The following is a 19,481-nucleotide window of genomic DNA, read 5'->3' as shown; positions in this document are numbered from 1 at the left end:
TTACGGTAGGTACGTCTACTGTAGCTTAAACAATGCCGAGTAGTCCGCATTGCAAATACGCTGCACCGCCGGATGCTGGATCATTCTCTCGGCAAAAATCGCATGATATTCTTCCATGACATTCTCCACGCGCCCAATCTCTATTACCGACTCATCGGCATAAAAATCCAGCGAATAAAGGCTCGGCGCCACAAAAATCGCATCGTGCGTCGCGCCAAACGCCTTCATTAAGGCCGCGTCATCAAATTCGCCGAGGATCTCAACCTGCAACCCCTGCGAATTAAACCAGTTCAACAATTTACGCCCCAGCATCGAGCGCCGTCCCGGCACCAGCAAACGTCGCTCTTCCAGGCAGGCAGGGAACGCTTTTTCGGGAAGTGGATTCGTACACCAGAAACTGACGCTACATTCGCCGATTTTGACTGAGAATAGCCCCTCCTGCTGCGTGGAATCTATCGGGCAGTCGGAGATAATCATATCCAGCTTGTGCTGGCTGAGCTGTTCGAGCAACATTTCGTGCGTGGACTCGAAGCAACGCAGATGTATGGGTTCGTCCACCACCACCGCCGCATCCAGAACGCTGCTGACCAGACGCTTGGATAAAGCATCGGCGACGCCGACATCAAACAACAGGTTTGATTCTTTGCGGTAATTGACGATATCCAGCATCTCCTGGCTTAGCGTAAACATTTTGTCCGCATAGCGAAAAACCAGCTCGCCCAGTTCGCTGGGCTCAAGACCGCGTCCCTTACGTTTAAATAGCTTCCCCTGTAAACGCTCTTCCAGGGCTTTAATTTGACCAGTAATGGTTTGCGGCGTCAGAAAAAGCGCCTCTGCGGCACCCACGACAGAACCTTCTTTATAGACATGCCAGAAATAATAAAGATGGTTGTAGTTAATATGAGACATGCTCATTTCTCTCCCTGTTCAATGTCGCAAGGGAGCGATACATCGCTCCCCCTTTCCTTCGTACTGATTATGCCGGCGCGTTCAAACGCGCGCGCAACCAGCTATACCCCACCACTGCGGAGAGCAATGAACCAATCAAAATGCCCAATTTCGCCCAGTTAATAAGTTCCGGATCGACATTGCCAAATGCCAGGCTGGCGATAAAGATGGACATCGTAAAGCCAATGCCACACAAAATGCCGACCGCCATGATTTGCTGATAAGTGGTCCCCTGCGGCAGATGCGCCAGCTTGAAACGCAGCGCCAGCCAGCAAAACAGACTAATCCCCAGCGGCTTACCAATCAGCAGACCGGCAATAATTCCCAACGGCAGCATGGAGGTCAGACCGTCAATCGTGACGCCCTGAAGAGAAACGCCAGCATTCGCAAAAGCGAAGAGCGGCAGGATCAGGTACGCGACCCACGGGTGCAGAACATGCTCCAGACGCTTCGCCGGCGAGCGACCGTGTTTTTCTTTCAGCGGAATAAAGAAACCGATAATGACGCCTGCCAGCGTCGCGTGAACGCCGGACTTCAGTACCGCCGTCCACAGCACTGCCCCGACCAGAATATATACCCCAGTCCGTCTGACGCCGCACAGGTTCAGCAGCGCCAGCACGGCAATCGCGAACGCCGCCACGCCCAGCGAGACGATAGAAAGATCGCTGGTATAAAACAGTGCGATAATAACGATGGCGCCGAGATCATCGATGATCGCCAGCGCCATCAGGAATATTTTCAGCGCCAGCGGAACCCGGCTGCCCAACAGCGCCAACACGCCCAGCGCAAAGGCGATATCCGTCGCGGCAGGAATAGCCCAGCCCTCGCGAGTGACCGGATCGGAGTAGTTAAAGGCCAGATAGAGCAATGCCGGTACAATCATCCCGCCGATGGCGGCAATCACCGGAAAAGCGGCCTGGCGCAGACTGGCTAACGAGCCTTGCATCAGTTCGCGCTTAACTTCCAGGCCAATCAACAGGAAAAACACGGCCATCAGCGCATCGTTGATCCACAACAGCATGTTTTTGTTGATCTCAAGCGCCCCAACCCGTAGCTGAACCGGCGTCTCCAGAAAATCATGATACCATCCACTGGTCGCGCCCATATTGGCCATCAGCATAGCCAGCGCAGCGGCGATGATGAGAATGATGCCCCCAGAGGCATCGCTGCTAAAAAATCGGTGCAGATGTTTCACTTTTTATTCTCTCAATCAGGTGAATTCTTCGGATCTACTATCTTACCTCGCCTGACTCATCGTTAAAATTAGATTATATATGATGAATAGCTCGTTTTTTACGAAATGAAGTCCGACTTACGCCGGACTTTTTTAGTGCAGTCAGTCATTGATGATAGACCGCTACGCGTACAGATCCATTTTATACACCCGGAAACTGGTAATATCGTAGCGATAGCCTTCCCCGTTCGTTTCCGCGTTTTTGTAGTAACCTGACGTCATGGTCGCTTCAAAAAGCACGGTTTTCTCCGTAGGCGCAATCTCCTGTAAAATTAGCAGCCCCATCGCCTCGCTGCCCGCCTGCGGATCGATAATATCGCTCTCGCCAGGCTGGCAAGAGATGGCGCGGCCATAAACGGATTAAGAATAATCAGCGCATTTTGTACTGTATTACTTTCTGTAATCTGGCTGAGGCTGTGCTCATAAATCGCCGTATGGTTGAGCACCATCGCATTTTGCTTATCAAGCCTCTGATTGACGGCAAGACACGGGGTAGGAAGCGTATTCTTTTGATGTTTGAACGGCCCCATGATCTCTCCAGTATATCGTTGTCGTTCCTTGCTGGAACAACGAAATAGATACGCTGGAGAGGGTTGTACTGATAATCAAAAGCCATCGACTCAGCTCTATCACACGGCATGCGATGCGTTATCCGACCTTACGGGATTGATTATATTCATACTTCAGATAATCCAGCGTTGCCGTCACATTTGCCGGTGACAGACGATTAAGCTGCGCCAAAAAAGGATGCGCATACAGATAATTAATGAACGCCGTCGCGCCTTGTAACGTAGCATAGCGTTGCTGGGTAATTTTTTTATTACCGGTGAGATTACACACCGCCATAGCATAATCGCGGGTAGAAAAAGTACGCCAGACATTGTTACGGATACCGCCGCTTAAAAACAGGCGTGGCGGAATATCTTTTTGCAGCGGCGTCGTACCGCGTTCTTTGACAAATGAAATATGGCAACGGCCCTGATGGACATGCGGCATATTCGCCATCATGCATCCCCCCAGAATAAAGCATTCATGATCGAGGTAATGCTGAACGTTTAAGGAGCGTTCGTCCGTCAGCATCCGCACCAGTTCAAAATGGCGGTAGGCAGGCAACACCGGCTTTACGATCATTCCGGAGTCATTCTTATATAACGAGGCCGGACCGTAATCGATATCAAATAAAGTTTCGCGGCGCGCTGTAATCGCTTCCTTACGTTGCACCATATGCGCCAGCGTTCCCGGAGGTAGCCGTTCTTCATAATACGACTGATACTGCCAGGCTTTATCCAGCGGCTGTGCTGAATAATTTGACGAAATCGCCACCACCCTTCCGCTTTGTTCTTCTGCCGTCACCAGAACATACAGGCTGCTGTCTCCACCGTTATAGTTCACCCTGAAAGCGCGGGTGCTGAGTGCGATATCGAAGGCCGGAAACTGCTGGCATCGCTCTGCAAGGTTTGCATTACGGGATAGTTTAAACAGCGCCCGGTTAAGACCTGTGCTGTCTAATTTCAGCTGTGAGCGGATCCCGGCAAGCGACGTCCCTTCCTCAATTAGGGTTGCCAGCTCGTCCTGTCGGCAATCGCTTTTTGCCTTTTCGGGGACGATGAACGTTTTCCGACACTGACTACACGCCATGCGGTGTTCGCCCTGAGTCGAGAAGCCGTATTTCTTTAATGAGGTGCTGCCGCAGGCAGGACACTGTTTGACCAGGCCTTTCCATCCCCGGTTTACCGTGTGGCGAAAAAGATTTAACGCCCCAGCGGAAATAACAGGAAACAGGAAACCACATTCCCGACAAAGAACATCTTTTCCCTGGCGGACATAATCCGGACTGTTCAACACGCCCAGATTTTTACATCCCGGCGTTTTACAGCAGTCCACATTAATATTGGCAAACATGCGTTCCTCCTTGAGCATTACTTAAAAAAAACAGACCGGATCTCCGCCGGTGACAGGTTATTTACGTAAAGGGTTTTCATCGCTTTCATCATTGGCGCGGTATGAGAGAAAAAGCACTGATAGCCGGCACAAAGATAGTTTTGCTTCATCGGTCCGCAAGCCGAAGGCAAAAAGCGGTGTTTAGGGCAACCGCCATAACAGGCGAATTGCCACGGGCAGGTATGGCATTCCTGCGCCATCGTGCGGCTTTTATCGAGACCAAACTGCTGGTTTTGCGCGCTATTATTCATCTGACGCAGCGGCGTGTCGTTAATATTGCCGAGCTTATATTGCGGGTAAACGAAATGATCGCAGTTATACACATCGCCATTCATTTCCATTGCAAAAGCGCTACCGCAAACGGGCGCAAAAACGCAAACCTGAGGGGGGAGTCCACACCATGCCGCCAGCGTTTGTTCAAAGAGTTGAATGCCGATATCACCAATATCTTCGCGGATCCAGATATCAAAAATGGCATTCAGGAACTTTCCAAACTGTAATCCGTCCACTGACCAGGGGGTTACTGCGGTTTGCTCGTCCTGCGGATGCGCCAGCATTCCGTCTTTATTTGCCGCTCTTTCCACTAGCGGAATAAACTGCATATAGCGGCTGCCGATAGATTTCAGATACGCATAAACCCGCTGCGGGTGCAGCATATTGCTCTGACTCACCACCGTGAGAGTATTAAATTCAACGCCATGACTCGCCAGGCATTTTATCGCCTGTTCAACTTTATGATGGGTAGGTTGCCCTGCGCGAGTTACTCGCCATTCGTCGTGCAGCGCCGCATCGCCATCAATCGAAATACCAACCAGAAAGTCATGCGCCCTGAAGAATCTCGCCCATTCATCATCAATCAGAATGCCATTGGTCTGAAAAGTATTAACGATGGCTTTTCCATTAGCATAACGTTGCTGGAGCGCTACAGCCTGGCGGTAAAATGGCAGCCCCATCAGCGTCGGTTCCCCACCCTGCCACGCAAAAATCACTTCATCCACGTCCTGCGCCGCAATATGCTGTTGCACAAACAACGCCAGCGTTTCTTCCGTCATCTTGTAATGGTTTTTTCTATCGGGATAGAGCATTTCCTTTTCCAGATAGAAGCAATATTTACAATCAAGATTACACACCGACCCGGTCGGTTTGATCATTACCTGACAGCTTTTCCGTTGCATATTTTCCGTATCCCTAAAATAAAAGAACCTGACTCAGCACGAGGGCGCTGAATCAGGCGGGCAGAGCCCTAAGTGGCATACTTAATTTTTTATAATTATCCTTTTAGCCCCAGGTCACCGGCGTTGGTTTGTCGCCACGGGCTTTCATTAACGAGTCGTTATCGATGTCCTGTTTCATTTTCAGGAACTTGCCATACAGCTGTTTTTCAATTTCAGGCTGTTTGCCAATTTGGTTCAGCGTTTCGAACCGATCTTTTTTCAGGTTATAGAGGTATTTAGGTTTATTTTCACGATCGATGATCATTTTCCAGTCACCGTCGCGGATCGCCCATTCATCGGTCGGATCATCCTGGAACGGCATATCAATACCGAAGATCAGCGGCTTATTACGTTTTAACGTTTTCTGCTCCAACAGCGGAACCAGCGATTGCCCGTCGTATGTACGATCAGTAGGCAGTTTGAAATCCATCATGTTCGCCAGCGTCGGCATCCAGTCCAGACCATACACAGGCGTATCGGTAACGACGCCCTGTGGAATGTGTTTACCGTATTTGATAATTGCCGGAACGCGAATACCGCCTTCCCACAGGTTATCTTTACGTCCGCGCAGACCGTCAGTCTCGCCTGCGAGGTTCAGCTCGTAGACTTTACGCGCTTCACGCGTCACCGGGCCGTTATCACTGGTGAAGATGACAATGGTATTATCTTCTTCCCCCATCGCTTTAATTTTATCCAGTACTTTACCGACTTGCGCATCCATATAGCTGATATTGGCGTAATATTCACCGGTACCGCGCCACGGTTTATCCGCCCAGTCGCCGTAGAACAGATCGGGATGCTGCTTCTGGTATTCGCTCATGTATTGTGAATACATATCGAGGTATTTTTTCGGCGAGGCCAGTGGGCTGTGAACTTCCGTAAAGGCAACGTATAAGAAGAACGGTTTGTCGTCTTTCTTGTTATCTAGCCAGTTCACCACTTCAGAACTGACAAATTCGCCGCTGATGCTATCGGCACGATCAATATGTTTGCCGTTACGCATCCAGCCGGTTGGGTGGACGACGCCGTAACGCGGGCGCTCTTTGGCATTATCCAGCGTAGCATCGGTCACAAAGCCAGCCGGGTTCACCAGAGAGTAATCAAAACCTAACTCTTTCGGCTGCGGCTGATCGGTACGATCGCCCCCGGCGTTGAGATGCAGTTTACCCATCATCGCGGTATCGTAACCCTGCTGTTTCAGCAGATTGGCTATGGTCAATTCGTTACGTCCAATAGAAACATTAGTACCTTCAGGGATCCAGGAGCGTACACCGGTGCGGAAGGGCATACGGCCTGTTAACATCCCGGCGCGGGAAGGAGAACACAAAGGAGCCGGCGCATAGTATTCAGTGAATTTGACCCCTTCTTTCGCCAGGCGGTCAATATTCGGGGTTTTCACTATCTGGTGACCGTAAGTCGCCAAATCACCATAGCCAAGATCATCTGCCACAATAAAAACTAAGTTCGGGCGTTTTTCGGCAGCCGCGTGCACGACAGATAACGTACTTGTCGCACAAAGCGCCAGTCCAATCATGCTGGCAATGACTGTTTTTTTCATTTCAACTCCTTTGATTTTATTTAAAATGAATATCCGACCATATAAATCATCTGGTCTCCATATCCGTCATAACCTAGTTTGTTCGCGAAATAACGATATGTCACAGTAGCTTTCCAGCGGGGATAAAATTTCCATGCCAGTGTTAATCCACCATTTAATCCATTTCGACCGAATTGCTGCTCCGTATAAGCGTCATTTCTATCTAGTTCGATTTCATTCCAGTCAGATAAAACAAAATCTTCACCAAATAAATTAAAATTATAGGCTGCAGTCCAGCCAATAACATAGCCATTCCAGCCGCTTGTCTGCCCATATTTCTGCGAGACATAATCACCAGATTGATTATGCAGACCAATATAGGGTTTGAAGAACCCCCAACTCCCGCTCCAACCTAAATACCCCGCACCATAAAACATATCGAGGTCATCGCCCCATGAGTTATCCCATTGACCATATATCTTGCCGAAGAAAGTATAATCTGAATCAAAGAGTCGTACATGAGTCATGGCAGAAACAGTATGATTTCTTCCAGCAACAGCGTGATTTAACACGTTGCTTTCAATAAATGAATAGAATTCTGCCTCTTTGAAGTTGACACCAAAGTCAGCAGTTACTTTCCACACCTCCCCACGATGTACATTGACGAATCCACTATTCCAGTCAGCATAACCGGCATTAATTGATCCAAATGAATTCTTATATTCCAGTGCATGTACAGAATGGCTAAAAACAGTAGATATTGTAAGTAAGAGACTAAATAATACTGTTCGCTTTATCAGAGACATTGAATATATTTCCCATAGTTATATTTTATTCATCAATGAATATGTTTTACTCCGGTGTCGAAGTTTAACCAAATCTAGTTATAGAATAGTGATATAAATCTCACATCACGCAGGATAAAAGTATTTAAAAATAATGTGTCGAGAAATGTTTTTTTATAAAAAATAACTCAATGTTTATTATTAAATCAACACTTCATCTTTTTAGGTCATACAGCAGATTTAGTGTTGTACTAAGCTTTACCTTTTGGATAACTGATAGCAAAGATTGATGTGATTTGCCCCGCTGTTCCGTAACTCAGGGGGTGATCCGAAACGGTCATTTCCCCCTCAGGAGTGCAACTCTATCGCTGTAAGCAATACCTGAAAACCTGCCAGCTCAGCCATCACTACAACGGTGCCCTCCATCACACCATTATTGATATGACGATGATTACCTGCTCGGCGATGTTCTGAGTATGTATCCTTTTACTAACGACGTAATGAACGTGGAAATTAGCGGTAAAGATCTGAAGGCGATGATGTCTCATGCAGCCGATCCGAAGAACGGCATGCTGCATGTGTCGAAAACGGCCAAATTCAAACACTACAGCACAAAACCGCTGGGACAGCGTATTGTCGAATTTGATATCAAAGGTAAACAGGTCGCAGACAATACATTCAGTACCGTCGCGCTGGACTCCTTTATCGATAAAGGCCGTGGCGGATCAGGCTTCACGAAAGGTAAAAATGTCAAAGACATTAAAGGGCTGTAAACCTCGCAGGCAATTGCTGATTATATGGAACATATCAATAACATCGTTCTGGATCACACCATGCGTGTTGACGACATCAGTAAATAAAACAACTCTCATGCGGTCGTTATCCGGTGGCGGCAGATTGATATTATCTTCGCGGGAACGGTAATTACCGTTGTCAAAAACCAGAAACTCCACGATACCCGGTTCGCTGCTTTCAACTCAGACACCAGGATAAAGGCTTAACGGCGCGGTGCCATAAGGATTAAGGGTAATAACGGCATGTGTATATGTATTGTCCTCACGAATTTGGTCGAGGAGCTGTTGGTATATGGCGTTATGGTTTTGCACCATCGCGTTATCGGTATCAATTTTCTGATTCATCGGCGCTCTTGGTGCAGGCATGGCGAGTGAGGACTGTTTGGTTTACGTACATAATGTTCTCCAGACTATACGTTATGAGACTTCTGCAATGCAGAGGCAATTTCTCTGCCCGTCCAACGTAATATTCCGAAGATGTGCAGCATAGTTATCATGTATAACTCCATAACAAAAAAAATCATAAAAATATTTTATATCGCCATCAGCTCATAAAATTTCATCCTGAGAAAGCAAGCCATCATCGAATATTTATTTAGTTCTTTTTATCTATATCCTATAGCATCCATAAGACCGACCAACAGACCGAAATAAACGTTATACCAGGTAACATAAATTACCATTCAAGCACATAAAAAATGCTTAACCTAAAATCATAGCAACACTTAATAAAATTAATCATAAACGGTGGAAAAATATTATTTTTATGTCATTTTTTGTAGCTAACCGCATTTTCAAATTAATGAATCACAACAGACAATTCTCATCAACTGAATAAAAAATAATGACATACATATTATTTGCCGCTCAAAAACATGGTTTGATAATCCTTAAACGACGCGTTATATGCATACCTCATTAAATATTGATAAAACAGAATCAACATGCTTATAGAAAGAACACAAAAACAATAACACAATAACATTTATTTCACTTAAACAATTTAGCCAATTTAATGACAGTTGATTTTTCAGGCCTGTCGCCCCAACCTATCCTTGCTCATAGCATAGCGGACACGTTGCAACGATGCTGACTATACGGAACAAGTGGGATGTCATGGCCTGAAAGCACAAATGGAGTAATCATGAGACAGCATAAAATAAATAATGAGTTTATTTACAATGAATCATTAAGGGAAATCACGTCCTTGCGCAGCAATGCAGCGTTCAAAATGACATTTATGCGGGCCTGGTGCCTGAGCTATTTAATAGAAAACGCACATCAGGAATTGATTATCCGTGAAGGTGTCGCGTACGCAGTTTGGGGAGAGCGAAGTCAATTTGTTAGCGATGCTAATTTGACGCAACTTCTTTATCTGCTGCGACGAGATTTACAACAAATCGGGCTTTTCGAACTGTTCGTTACGCTCCCCAGGCAGGGGATAAAAATCGATGAAAGATTTATCATTGACGCTGCTGACATACCGCCACAAGCTATTCAATATCATACTCACCGATGTAATAAAATTATATCCATTGGTATTCCCACTCTTTTTTTATTGATCGTGCTTTTCTTTTTAGCGCCGTTTATCTGAAGATAAAGTCTGTAGACCGTGTCCCGGGAAGGTGAGAACATTTTTCATAATATCCTCACACGACACTGACGGGACACCACCTGCGGTCTGCTACGCGGTTCAGTCATAGACAATGCGTAGCACTGTTAATTGCTTATCTTCATCCAAATAATCTCGTTTTACCGTTGCATGAGGAGACGATATCGGCGTGATAATATTCTCGACAATAATATAACGTTCAACTCCCTCTTTATTATGGCATTGAATTTCTAAGGTTCCCACGTCATTCCAGCAGCCTGCCTCAACAACCGATCCCATAAAATGAATCTGAGCGGTCGGTTTCGCTGTCCCTTCATGAACGATAAAGGAAAGTAAAATCACCGGTATGACGCAACGCATAGACTTCATTTTACTTTCACTCCTGTGCGTTCTCCTCTGAGCGAATATCACCCCTTCGCTTTCTGAATCGCCATTTGCAACATATCCTGAGTCGTGCTTCCCGGGATCACGGTCACCCGTTTTACATCACCGTTTTGCGTCTGAGGCATGACGACAAAAGCAGGCGTGCCGCTAAAATCCATATGCTGCGCCAGTGCCTGGTTAGTGAGGAGCGCATCATGTACTGCACCGCTGCTTTGCGCTTCTTTTACGGCGGCCAACTGCGTCGGCGTTAGATAATGTTGCGCCAGGGTATAGACATCGTGTTCCGTTAACGCGCCTTCCACCTTCCCTGTGGCATAAAGCGCATTATGCCAGTCGAGATATTTTGCCCCGCCCTGGGTGAGCCATACCTGTTCGCCGACTCTTGCCGCCAGTCCGGATACCGGCCAGCGGGAGGAAAAAATAGGAAACTCTTTGAAAATAAACCGGGTATCCGGGTTCGCCTTAATCAGGTTTTCGACCACAGGCGCCATTTTGCTACACCACGAGCACTGGTAATCAAAGAACATCACCACCGCCGCTTTTGCCTCGTTTGGTCCAACGGAAGGACTGCTGCTACTGAGCAACTCAGCACGATACTGTAATGCCAGTTGAACATACGCCTGTTGTTGCGCAATCTGCTGACGCTGATGCAATGTCTCGCTGGCGGCGACCAAAAATTCCGGATGTTCGGCCAAATACGTTGCCACCACCTCTCCCACTTTATCCGGATGACTGACGATGTAGGCTTCCGCCGTCGGGCCAATTTGCGACGTCGGGGCAGAATCGGCGGCGATTGCCGAGGCGGATACGGCAACGCCTGCCAACGTCAACATCGCCAGTCGGGAAAGTTTTAACGCGTGATAATACATAATAAAAGTCTCGTTCGATAAGATCGGAAAGCCTCCCGCTATCGGGAGACGCCTGAAAAATAGGTTAATGAATACGCGTCAGATCCACGGTTTGCGCTGGCATTACCCGCCCATAGTCATTAATACTTTGCCAGCGCACAGTGCAGCGAACCGTGTGCCAGCACCAGTCCGTTTGACGCGTTGCAAAGGGAGCCACGACCCCGGCGTTGTCCTGGGCGCGCTCGTTAGCGCGTAATAAAAAGAGCGTAACGTAATAGGGTGTCGGATTGCGTACCGTCGCGCCATCGGGGGTAAGCGACCAGATCAGATGCCGGTAGGCCTGCTGCGGATTGCCGGCGAGTCCCTCAGGGCGATAGAGCAATTTTAAAGCCGAACGAAACGCCATTTGTACACGGTTCGCTTCCGGTTTACCGGAGGGAATAGCGGCGATACTCAAGGTAAACAGACTTTCCCTGTCGGCGGGTAGCGGTCCGCCGGTATAAACCACCCGCATTGAGTTTTCCTGGCGCGCTGAAAGCATAAATAATGGCGGCGTGACCACGAAGGGCGTGATATTCCCTTCGTTTTTGGTTCCAGGCCAGCGGCCACCAGGTAAAATATGCGTATCAATTAACCAGGACGCTTCTGAATGGTTACTTACCGGTACGCTTAATGCCGGGGCGCCCGCATGATAGATAAAGCGAGTACCGCCAATTACCACGCCAGCCTGCGCCCATGATATGGGAAGCAAGCACCAATATATCGCGCAGCGTAAAAAGAACTTATTCATAGGCAAGAATGAAGGTGGCGGAGGCATTGGCGTCCCCGGGCGTTACCGCGCCGCCATCAGCAAGATAACGCGCGTAAAATTGCAGATGCGCCGACGCCTGACCCGGACTAAGCGTCACCACATCACTCTCCTGCCCCAGTGGGATTAAGGTTTTATTTTGATCATAAAGCGCAATCCCAATGCCTGAAGCGTCGCTTTCCCCTGCGGTAAGCGCCAATAAATCCGTATTACGACTGTCCGCCGCACCGCTAAAACTGACCGTTACGCCGCTGGCAGTGCTGCCGCAGTTCTGTAAATCGATAGCAAAAGGTTGCCATGCGGAACCGTCGCCTGCGCGATAAAACTGCCGTTGAGAAACCGCGCCCATCGCCACGTTAATATTTTCCGAGCCAGGAGAGAGCGAACACGTATTGTCCGTGATGGTTCCGGAAACATAGACCCGGCCATCGTGCGCCTGGACGCCGGATGCCGCCAGCAGCATCCCGATGCCGTACAGGATATCGTTACGCATAATTACGATGGCTCCTCATTCATACTGCATATCGAAATACATGACCGCCGTCGCGTTCCCGGACGTGACCGTCGGCCGGGTCGATTTATAGCGAATATAAAAAGACAGCGTGTTGCGTCCGGCTTTCAACGGATAGACCACCGAGTCGGCATTATTGATACTGATGGTATCCTGATCATCATTCAGAATTTCCACCCCAACCCCGCTTGCTAACATGTTTCCGCTTCCCATCCCGGTGTCGGTTATCGCCAGTAGCGCGGGATTGTCCGGATCGGGTTCGCCGGTAAACCAGATCTTCGCCCCGGCAATTCCTCGGGAACAATTTTTGAGGTTGATATTAAAGGGCTTAAATTTTGTCGTTGTTCCTGTCGAAGGAAAGTCGCCAACCGCAAACTGTCCTAAATCAATACTTTGACTGAGGCTGGAGATATCTATGTCGCAGGTTTGCGCCACAATAGTGCCGGTAAATTCGAGGTTATAAGCGAGGTCGTCAGCGCTGGCATTGATTTGTGGACACAGCATTAGTCCCATGGCAAAAAGAGCGCAGTGTGATCTGTTCATTTAGTCAAAGTCCACTCGCAGGCTGGCCAGTGCGGTAAACGCCCCTTCCGCTGGCGTTTCGCCTGTTGTACTCACCGGGTAGGCTTGCAATGTGATGTTAGCGCGTCCGGCGCTATCGGTGATAAAAGGCGCGACGCTCTGTACATCATTGGGGATAAGCGCGTTTCCTTCATCGGTTTCGACCACTACGCCGACATCGGCATTATCCGAAGCGATAGCCTGGGGAACGTGGCTATCCGGCGTAGCGATAAGACGCATTGTTAAATTGACCTGCGAATCCAGACCGCTGCACTTTACCGGTACGCTGAATTTTTTCGCTCGTACCCCCTCCGGCTTTTGGCCTGCATGGTTGAAATTGCCGCTGTATAATGCGCCGAAATTTACCAGAATCGTTTGTCCGGCGTTGATTTCACAGCTTTGCGGTACGGTCACCGTTCCACTATAAAGAATGCTGTACACGACATCTGTCAGCGGATCGCCTGCGGCGGTCATGACATAAACATTGAACATAGTCTTAGGACTAATATTCACCGTGCCGACGAACGGTTTAACAATTTTGAGCTGAAACTCCAGATTTGAGTCACGAACGTAAAACGGTTGACCCGCTTTCACATTTTCATCATATCCCATCAGAACGTTGTTCATTGGCGGATAGATATCGCCCGCCGAAGAATCCTCAATTCGCATTCCGCCTTCAAGGTAGTCCGGGTCCAGCTTTAAATATTTCCAGTTACCGCTCGTTTCTACGACCGGATATGGCGACACATAGGAGCGATAAGTCTGGCTATAGGTCGACGCGCCGGCGGGACACACCGCCTGTACATTAACTTCCTGGCTTTTTTCCAGTTGAACCGTCTTTCCCACCTGGTTTTGTTCTGCCGTCAGAGTGGTCGTTAAATCGTAATTAATACTGGAAGGCACGCCGTTAACGTTTTTACACACGTCTGCGAAGGCGTACTGCGATACGACACTTCCCGCCAGCAGAGCAAATAAAAGAGGTATTTTCATTTAATGACACTCCGCATGTTGTCGACTCAGAATCTGACGGGAGGAAGAGAGATGATAGGACGCGACGCACTGTTGATCCGGCAGGTTCCCCCAGCGAACGTGCAGAACGCCTTGCGCTGACAACCCGGAAAGATAGACCTCCCCGGCTTCGTCAACAATCGCCTCCGCATGGCGATCATTCACCGTCACCGTTGCGCCAAAGGGTACAGGCTTACCGTTATGATTCAGCGTTACCAGGGCACGCGCGCCGACTCGCGCTTTAAAGCGGGCCAGAACCAGCGCGCCTTCGGTCGGCACAACGCGAGTCACCGCGTCATCAATATCGACATCATCAGCCATGGCGTTAACGTCCAGCACCATACGGTTTTGGCGATATGTTGTCGCATACGGCACCACCGCATAGCCACGCGCGTCCGTATGAATACCCGGCTGGTCGACAACGCCGACGTTGGCTGCGCCCGGCGCGGCAATCAAAATATTGGTATTGCCCAGCGGCTGGCTTAGTGTCACTCCATGCGCGTGCGCCACCAGGCCGCCGCTCAGGCCATAATTCACCTGCTGGTAATCGCCGTTATCGCTAACGTTATAGCCAATGTTGGCGTTGCCTTTCGCGCCATCGTATTCCAGACTGGCGGCGCCGCTTTCGCCAATACCGTGATTCTGATAACCTTGCTGTATGTTGTAACTAAGATTGTTTTCGTCCAGCAGTGTGCCGCTAAGGCCCGCATTCTGCGTAACGTTATGCTGTTTGTCCGTACTGGTGCTAAAGGTAGCGTAAACATTGTGATGGCGCGTGACTTCATCATCGTGTTGCAGCCATTGACTTAGCGGCACCGAGATATTCAGCGCGAAAATTTGATCGCGCTCCGCATCGCCTGCGGATTTGTTATTGTTGTAAGAAACGCTCCATGCAATCCCCGCCAGCGTATCGCTGTATCCCACCTGCAACAAAGAATCCTTTTCATCAGTGTGCCAATAACTTTGCTGACTGCCGGTAATAAAAATCGATCCTAACCCGCCTAGCTGTTGATTGATATCGAGTTGTACTTTCCCCCTTCTGGTGTAATAAAGGTTGTAATAATCCGCCCATTCCGGCCTGCTTTTATCGCTGTCAGTCCGATTGTCATCGTCATAGCCGCTCATCCGTTTCCACGTGGTATCATCCAACGTGTAAAAGCCCGAGGTTGAATAGCGATAGCCCATAAGCTGTAAATTGGTTCCTGACTGTGCAAGCGATTTGGCATACAGGAAACGCAGCGATTGCCCCTGGTAGGTGTTATTATCCGCCAGCGTACTGGTAGCCTGGGTGACATCCAGCGACACCGCGCCCCAGTCGCCCAGATTTGCGCCGCTGCCGATCGCCAACGCGTGATAATGACTGGAAAGTTGTGTTCCGCCATACAGCGTAAAACCATGCGGTAACCCCCATATCAAGGTCGCCTGACTGAATTTCACCTTCTCTTTTTGACTACTATCGCTGCGATACTCCGCCACCGTCGCCGCATACTTCAGCCGCCCTTCTCGTTGTAGAATCGGCACGGCGGAATAGGGCACGTTATAACGATTAATAGAACCGTCGGACTCTTTGACTTCCACAGTCAAATCGCCGCTGGCGGCGGTAGGATAGAGATCATTAATAGTAAATGCCCCGGGCGGCACATAGCGCTGATTGATGATGTAGCCGTTTTGCCGAATGGTCACTTGCGCGTTGCTTCTGGCAATGCCGTGAATGGTCGGCGCGAAGCCCTTCATGCTGTCTGGCAACATATTGTCGTCAGACGCCAGTTGTAGCCCGCGAAAAGGAAGGCTGTCGAATAATGCGGAGGGGGTATAACTATCGCCTGCCGTCAGTTCTCCCTGCAAAAAGACCACATCACGTTCCAGATAAGTACTGATGTGCTGCCAGTCGCTGTCGCTATTCTGATCGCCGCTATTCGCGTTCCATGTGGAGTAGTCGCGTAACCGCCAGGCCCCCAGATTAAGGCCGCTATTCAATCCAAGAAAATAGCTGTTCTCCGCACTGCCGCCTGGGCTCCGATCCTGACTATTCGCACCGGTAAAGGTGTAATTCAATAGCAACGCGTTAATACCTTCATCCCAGTATTGCGGTGGGATATAGCCTCTGGCGCTGGCAACCATCGCCGCCTGCGGGATGCTAATGTCGAGACGTTGCTGCGCAAAATCAAAGCGGGTCCGGGCGGCCGGTATCGCACTGGCGAGATCCGGGCAACTTCCCGCCGCCGCCTTCGCCAACAGTGGAAACGCCCCGGTGTTTACTCCCATATTTTTAAGCATTTCAGGCGTCAGGCAGGCGCGTAATCCGCTGTCATCGGTGGGCACGCTTTTTCCCGTCGTCTTCACCGCCTGGAAGGCAATGTCTCTGGTCGCGAGAAACGTATTGTTCAGGTAAACGTCAACGCGATACATCCCCGCCGCCTGGGCATTACGGGAAAAGGTCGATAGGTCGGCCACCGCAGACGGGTCGTCAGACAGAAATGCCGGGTTGAAATAGTTTTCCGCCCACCCCGGCGCAGGCGCCAATGCGATAGCCAACGCCAGCGGGGTTAATACGGGTTTAGTTACGCTGGAGTAATATCGCGTCATGAAAAGCTGATTACGCATAACATCATGAAGCTGGACAAACGCGTGCTGGCGTCGTTGCGCCAAAATCGTTTACCGTGCGCAAAGATACCTGGCCGGGCGTCGCCGGGAGAGTGATCGCGCCTTTCGGCGGTACCATAGTATTCGGCAGTTTTTTCCCCGCGCTGTACAGTTCAACCATCGAAACGTAGTACGGCGAAGGGTTAGTAATCGTTAGCTGGCCGCGCTCGTTACGGCAGCGAAGCGTCGACGGGGCATGAGCTGGCGCCTCCGCCAGATTTTTCGGGCGAATAAATAGCTTAATCACGCTTTGCGTCGCAATTTGCAGGGAGTTGCCGGTCAATTTATTTTTATCGACAGAGGGTATCGCTTTACTGTTTAAATAAAATACGCTTTCGCGATCGGTCGGTAATGACGGCCCGACATACATAATACGTAATATATTTTCTTTTTTAGGCTGGATCACAAAGAGAGGCGGCGTAATGATAAAATCCGTCGAGCGTGAACCATCGGCATTGGCGACCCATGACTGAATTAAAAAAACATTGCTGGCAGAAGAATTAATAATCGGCAAGGAGGTTTGCTTACTTCCCTGCGGATAAATCACCCTGGTCGCGCCCAGCGCAATGCCTCCCGCCTGCGCGGCAAACGACAGGCCGGCCGCCGACAGCAGTAGCAATAATCGAAGGAAAATCGGTAAGTTTTTTTTCATCTGCGTAATATCCTGATGCCGTCGGTTTGTTACGCGCAGTGACGCGCGTAACGCCCCTTTCTCGCCTCCCAACAGACGAGAAAAAAATCCCGATAAGGAATCAGGAATAAACCATGCTAAATGTCGCCGTCGCGGTAACATTACCGGCAGTCGCCGTACCGGTAGCGATATAATCCACGCTAAGCGGAATAACGTTTTCGCCATCGTTCAAGGTAACAGTACTGGACGATTCACCGATATTCAGCGCCTGGCCATCTGGTCCATAAAGTTGTAATGCCACATTCGTCGCCGAACCTGCCCCAGCGGTATTCGCCAGCGACCCCGGCTGGTTTGCGTCCTGTTGGCCATTAAAAATCACCGCCGCATTCTGGCTGGTCTGAGTATCGCAGTCTTCCAGTTTAATGGTGAAATCTTCTTTTTGATTCGCCACCATACCGGCCTCGGTTAATTTACTGGCGCGAACCTGGCCTAATGTCACGGTCTGATCGACAGAGTCAGCGGAAACAGAACAGGCGGCGTCAACGACCTGTCCGACAAAATTTACCGTACCGCCAGTGACGGTTGTAGTATCCGCTTGCGCGGTGGACAACATTCCGCCAAAGGCAATTGCAGAGACCATTAATGCTAGTACAGGCTTTTTCATTCAAGCTCCTTTTAAATATAAAAATGAGGGTAATCAGATTTTTTAACGAAACGGCTGCTGATATTTCTTCACAGCAATATCACGACTTTTTCTTATGCGAAAAAAAGTGTCTTCTTGTTCTGATATAAATGTCAGAGGCAATAAAACAGCCACTCAACGTCGTGAGTTAATCTTTACGTTATAATGAGATAACGATGTTATTAATTATTAGCAAGCCAACGGCAAGTTGCAATCATCGACATTTGGTTTTATAGGACTAGACATAACTTCTTGTTTTATATTAACTTTACACCAGTCGTTCGGCCTATCTCCTTTAGCCATATTGACTTTTTAAAAATAGCTTTCATAACAACCTTCAGTAAAACATTCTATTAACGATACCAGGCAAATTCAGTCGAGATATGTAAATATATCGTTGCGTATAGTACATTAATACGCCACTGGTAGTTTTCCGAGCGCCGTCAGCCGCCCATTATCAATATGGATATACCCGCCTTTTTTTAGTTCAGACAGAATCTTCATAGTCCGACTGCGCGATATCCCGGTACGCCGTTGAATAAAATTCAACACGATAATGCTTTCCCGGTAGGCCTGTGGATAAGCCCAGATTTCAGTCAGCAACGCCCGAACTTTCAGATAAGAATCGACGCCGACTAATTCACGATCGCGCGCGCTCATCACCATCAGACGGTAAGCCAGACAACGGGCCACGTCGTGCCACAAATCGCATTCATCGGCGATTTTTATAAAATCCGGCAGGCGAACAAATCTACCGGTACAAACCGTTTCTGCGAGCAAAAAGTGTTCCGGTCGCGCGGGGACGTTATAGGTAGCGCCATAGCTGTCAACCATACCCACGACCGATGGCGCAAACGATGAAGATATATGGAGTCGTTTGTCATCATGACAGAAAGAAACAACGCCTGACTCCAGTAATACAATGTAGTGTTCATCATTTGCCTGTAAATAAAACTCATCGCCGATACCCAGCGTAAACGGTTGACCAAATGGCAACAAGGCCGAAAATAAGGCATCAATTGCCGCGTGAGGTTTAGCCTGCTGAGAAAAAAGAAAAGAGTGTAATGAATTCTCATTATTATCTTTAGCAAAAGCGTCGTTCATCATTTTTTTCATTAACGGTTGTCTACTCAATGTAGCGTCACAGTATAACCTCTCAAAAAGTACTTAAATTAATAATAAATAACATCGCTATGCAGTATTTCTGTATTCACAAGGCACTAATACGCAATATTTTTAAGATTAAGACAATTCTTAATACAAAATGATTACAGAAAATTAATAACGAATTACGCATAAAGAATGAGAGGTCAGGGGCGCAAGAAAAGAGATTCGAAAGC

General features: G+C 48.7%; 19 protein-coding genes and 2 pseudogenes. 2 read left to right on the top strand and 19 right to left on the bottom strand.

Annotation, left to right across the window (positions count from 1 at the left end; translation table 11 throughout):
• Positions 1-15: 15 nt before the first annotated feature.
• The 8 genes and pseudogenes from nhaR to J4650_RS11590 form a co-directional block, all read right to left on the bottom strand.
• Positions 16-915 carry a transcriptional activator NhaR gene (nhaR, locus tag J4650_RS11625; RefSeq protein WP_000062872.1) on the bottom strand — a complete coding sequence of 300 codons (900 nt, stop codon included), beginning with the start codon at positions 913-915 and terminating at the stop codon, positions 16-18.
• 61 nt (positions 916-976) lie between these two features.
• Entirely contained in the window at positions 977-2,143 is a 1,167-nt protein-coding gene (nhaA, locus tag J4650_RS11620) for a Na+/H+ antiporter NhaA (RefSeq protein ID WP_023993819.1), read from the bottom strand.
• Between the two features lie 162 nt (positions 2,144-2,305).
• A pseudogene (locus J4650_RS11615) lies at positions 2,306-2,533 on the bottom strand (arylsulfatase); the annotation flags it as partial.
• Positions 2,455-2,712: a hypothetical protein gene (locus J4650_RS11610; protein ID WP_023993820.1), complete on the bottom strand. Its 258-nt coding sequence runs from the start codon at positions 2,710-2,712 to the stop codon at positions 2,455-2,457. The gene J4650_RS11610 and the pseudogene J4650_RS11615, both read right to left, overlap by 79 nt.
• Positions 2,713-2,830: 118 nt before the next feature.
• On the bottom strand, positions 2,831-4,084 hold the full coding sequence (locus J4650_RS11605) for a hypothetical protein (protein WP_000457885.1): 1,254 nt from the start codon (positions 4,082-4,084) through the stop codon (positions 2,831-2,833).
• Between the two features lie 17 nt (positions 4,085-4,101).
• Positions 4,102-5,298 (bottom strand): anaerobic sulfatase maturase, encoded by a 1,197-nt coding sequence (locus J4650_RS11600; RefSeq protein ID WP_001189145.1) that lies wholly within the window; start codon positions 5,296-5,298, stop codon positions 4,102-4,104.
• Between the two features lie 103 nt (positions 5,299-5,401).
• Positions 5,402-6,895 carry a sulfatase-like hydrolase/transferase gene (locus J4650_RS11595; protein ID WP_000754366.1) on the bottom strand — a complete coding sequence of 498 codons (1,494 nt, stop codon included), beginning with the start codon at positions 6,893-6,895 and terminating at the stop codon, positions 5,402-5,404.
• A gap of 20 nt (positions 6,896-6,915) precedes the next feature.
• Entirely contained in the window at positions 6,916-7,680 is a 765-nt protein-coding gene (locus tag J4650_RS11590; protein ID WP_000052612.1) for an outer membrane protein OmpK, read from the bottom strand.
• 440 nt (positions 7,681-8,120) lie between these two features.
• On the opposite strand from J4650_RS11590, the pseudogene J4650_RS11585 reads away from it, so the two are divergent.
• A pseudogene (locus J4650_RS11585) lies at positions 8,121-8,519 on the top strand (5'-nucleotidase C-terminal domain-containing protein); the annotation flags it as partial.
• 117 nt (positions 8,520-8,636) lie between these two features.
• Here J4650_RS11585 and J4650_RS11580 read toward each other — a convergent pair.
• Positions 8,637-8,798, bottom strand: a complete 162-nt coding sequence (locus tag J4650_RS11580; protein WP_001658456.1) for a hypothetical protein — start codon at positions 8,796-8,798, stop codon at positions 8,637-8,639.
• Between the two features lie 799 nt (positions 8,799-9,597).
• Between J4650_RS11580 and J4650_RS11575 the strand changes: the two genes are divergently transcribed.
• Positions 9,598-10,047, top strand: a complete 450-nt coding sequence (locus J4650_RS11575; RefSeq protein WP_001248821.1) for a transcriptional regulator — start codon at positions 9,598-9,600, stop codon at positions 10,045-10,047.
• Positions 10,048-10,146: 99 nt separating this feature from the next.
• On the opposite strand, the gene J4650_RS11570 is transcribed toward J4650_RS11575, so the two are convergent.
• The 10 genes from J4650_RS11570 to J4650_RS11525 form a co-directional block, all read right to left on the bottom strand.
• Positions 10,147-10,434, bottom strand: a complete 288-nt coding sequence (locus J4650_RS11570; protein ID WP_000839833.1) for a hypothetical protein — start codon at positions 10,432-10,434, stop codon at positions 10,147-10,149.
• Positions 10,435-10,472: 38 nt separating this feature from the next.
• Positions 10,473-11,318 (bottom strand): DsbA family protein, encoded by an 846-nt coding sequence (locus J4650_RS11565; RefSeq protein WP_000291393.1) that lies wholly within the window; start codon positions 11,316-11,318, stop codon positions 10,473-10,475.
• Positions 11,319-11,382: 64 nt separating this feature from the next.
• Positions 11,383-12,114 carry a fimbrial chaperone BcfG gene (gene bcfG / locus J4650_RS11560; protein ID WP_023994349.1) on the bottom strand — a complete coding sequence of 244 codons (732 nt, stop codon included), beginning with the start codon at positions 12,112-12,114 and terminating at the stop codon, positions 11,383-11,385.
• Positions 12,080-12,598, bottom strand: a complete 519-nt coding sequence (locus J4650_RS11555) for a fimbrial protein BcfF (RefSeq protein WP_001243232.1) — start codon at positions 12,596-12,598, stop codon at positions 12,080-12,082. The genes bcfG and J4650_RS11555 overlap by 35 nt, the downstream gene beginning before the upstream one ends.
• Before the next feature lie 15 nt (positions 12,599-12,613).
• Positions 12,614-13,159: a fimbrial protein BcfE gene (locus tag J4650_RS11550; protein WP_001082038.1), complete on the bottom strand. Its 546-nt coding sequence runs from the start codon at positions 13,157-13,159 to the stop codon at positions 12,614-12,616.
• On the bottom strand, positions 13,160-14,167 hold the full coding sequence (locus tag J4650_RS11545) for a fimbrial protein BcfD (protein WP_000701247.1): 1,008 nt from the start codon (positions 14,165-14,167) through the stop codon (positions 13,160-13,162).
• Complete coding sequence (bcfC, locus tag J4650_RS11540; protein ID WP_023993822.1) at positions 14,168-16,789, bottom strand: fimbrial usher BcfC; 2,622 nt, start codon at positions 16,787-16,789, stop codon at positions 14,168-14,170.
• Positions 16,790-16,793: 4 nt separating this feature from the next.
• Complete coding sequence (gene bcfB / locus J4650_RS11535; RefSeq protein ID WP_000739906.1) at positions 16,794-17,480, bottom strand: fimbrial biogenesis chaperone BcfB; 687 nt, start codon at positions 17,478-17,480, stop codon at positions 16,794-16,796.
• A 100-nt stretch (positions 17,481-17,580) separates the two neighbouring features.
• Entirely contained in the window at positions 17,581-18,123 is a 543-nt protein-coding gene (locus J4650_RS11530; protein WP_000743357.1) for a fimbrial protein BcfA, read from the bottom strand.
• A 429-nt stretch (positions 18,124-18,552) separates the two neighbouring features.
• Positions 18,553-19,257, bottom strand: coding sequence for a winged helix-turn-helix transcriptional regulator (locus J4650_RS11525; RefSeq protein WP_000738617.1), 705 nt, complete (start codon positions 19,255-19,257; stop codon positions 18,553-18,555).
• Between the last annotated feature and the right edge of the window lie 224 nt (positions 19,258-19,481).

The organism is Salmonella sp. 32120201201600049SM (assembly GCF_017572835.1).
GTDB classification, from domain to species: domain Bacteria; phylum Pseudomonadota; class Gammaproteobacteria; order Enterobacterales; family Enterobacteriaceae; genus Salmonella; species Salmonella enterica.
This window is presented reverse-complemented; position numbering and strand designations above follow the sequence as displayed.

Coding starts and splice junctions, on each gene's coding strand:
- nhaR (WP_000062872.1), bottom strand. CDS start 915: ATGAGCATGTCTCATATTAACTACAACCATCTTTATTATTTCTGGCAT.
- J4650_RS11610 (WP_023993820.1), bottom strand. CDS start 2,712: ATGGGGCCGTTCAAACATCAAAAGAATACGCTTCCTACCCCGTGTCTT.
- J4650_RS11605 (WP_000457885.1), bottom strand. CDS start 4,084: ATGTTTGCCAATATTAATGTGGACTGCTGTAAAACGCCGGGATGTAAA.
- J4650_RS11600 (WP_001189145.1), bottom strand. CDS start 5,298: ATGCAACGGAAAAGCTGTCAGGTAATGATCAAACCGACCGGGTCGGTG.
- J4650_RS11595 (WP_000754366.1), bottom strand. CDS start 6,895: ATGAAAAAAACAGTCATTGCCAGCATGATTGGACTGGCGCTTTGTGCG.
- J4650_RS11590 (WP_000052612.1), bottom strand. CDS start 7,680: ATGTCTCTGATAAAGCGAACAGTATTATTTAGTCTCTTACTTACAATA.
- J4650_RS11580 (WP_001658456.1), bottom strand. CDS start 8,798: ATGAATCAGAAAATTGATACCGATAACGCGATGGTGCAAAACCATAAC.
- J4650_RS11575 (WP_001248821.1), top strand. CDS start 9,598: ATGAGACAGCATAAAATAAATAATGAGTTTATTTACAATGAATCATTA.
- J4650_RS11570 (WP_000839833.1), bottom strand. CDS start 10,434: ATGAAGTCTATGCGTTGCGTCATACCGGTGATTTTACTTTCCTTTATC.
- J4650_RS11565 (WP_000291393.1), bottom strand. CDS start 11,318: ATGTATTATCACGCGTTAAAACTTTCCCGACTGGCGATGTTGACGTTG.
- bcfG (WP_023994349.1), bottom strand. CDS start 12,114: ATGCCTCCGCCACCTTCATTCTTGCCTATGAATAAGTTCTTTTTACGC.
- J4650_RS11555 (WP_001243232.1), bottom strand. CDS start 12,598: ATGCGTAACGATATCCTGTACGGCATCGGGATGCTGCTGGCGGCATCC.
- J4650_RS11550 (WP_001082038.1), bottom strand. CDS start 13,159: ATGAACAGATCACACTGCGCTCTTTTTGCCATGGGACTAATGCTGTGT.
- J4650_RS11545 (WP_000701247.1), bottom strand. CDS start 14,167: ATGAAAATACCTCTTTTATTTGCTCTGCTGGCGGGAAGTGTCGTATCG.
- bcfC (WP_023993822.1), bottom strand. CDS start 16,789: ATGCGTAATCAGCTTTTCATGACGCGATATTACTCCAGCGTAACTAAA.
- bcfB (WP_000739906.1), bottom strand. CDS start 17,480: ATGAAAAAAAACTTACCGATTTTCCTTCGATTATTGCTACTGCTGTCG.
- J4650_RS11530 (WP_000743357.1), bottom strand. CDS start 18,123: ATGAAAAAGCCTGTACTAGCATTAATGGTCTCTGCAATTGCCTTTGGC.
- J4650_RS11525 (WP_000738617.1), bottom strand. CDS start 19,257: ATGAAAAAAATGATGAACGACGCTTTTGCTAAAGATAATAATGAGAAT.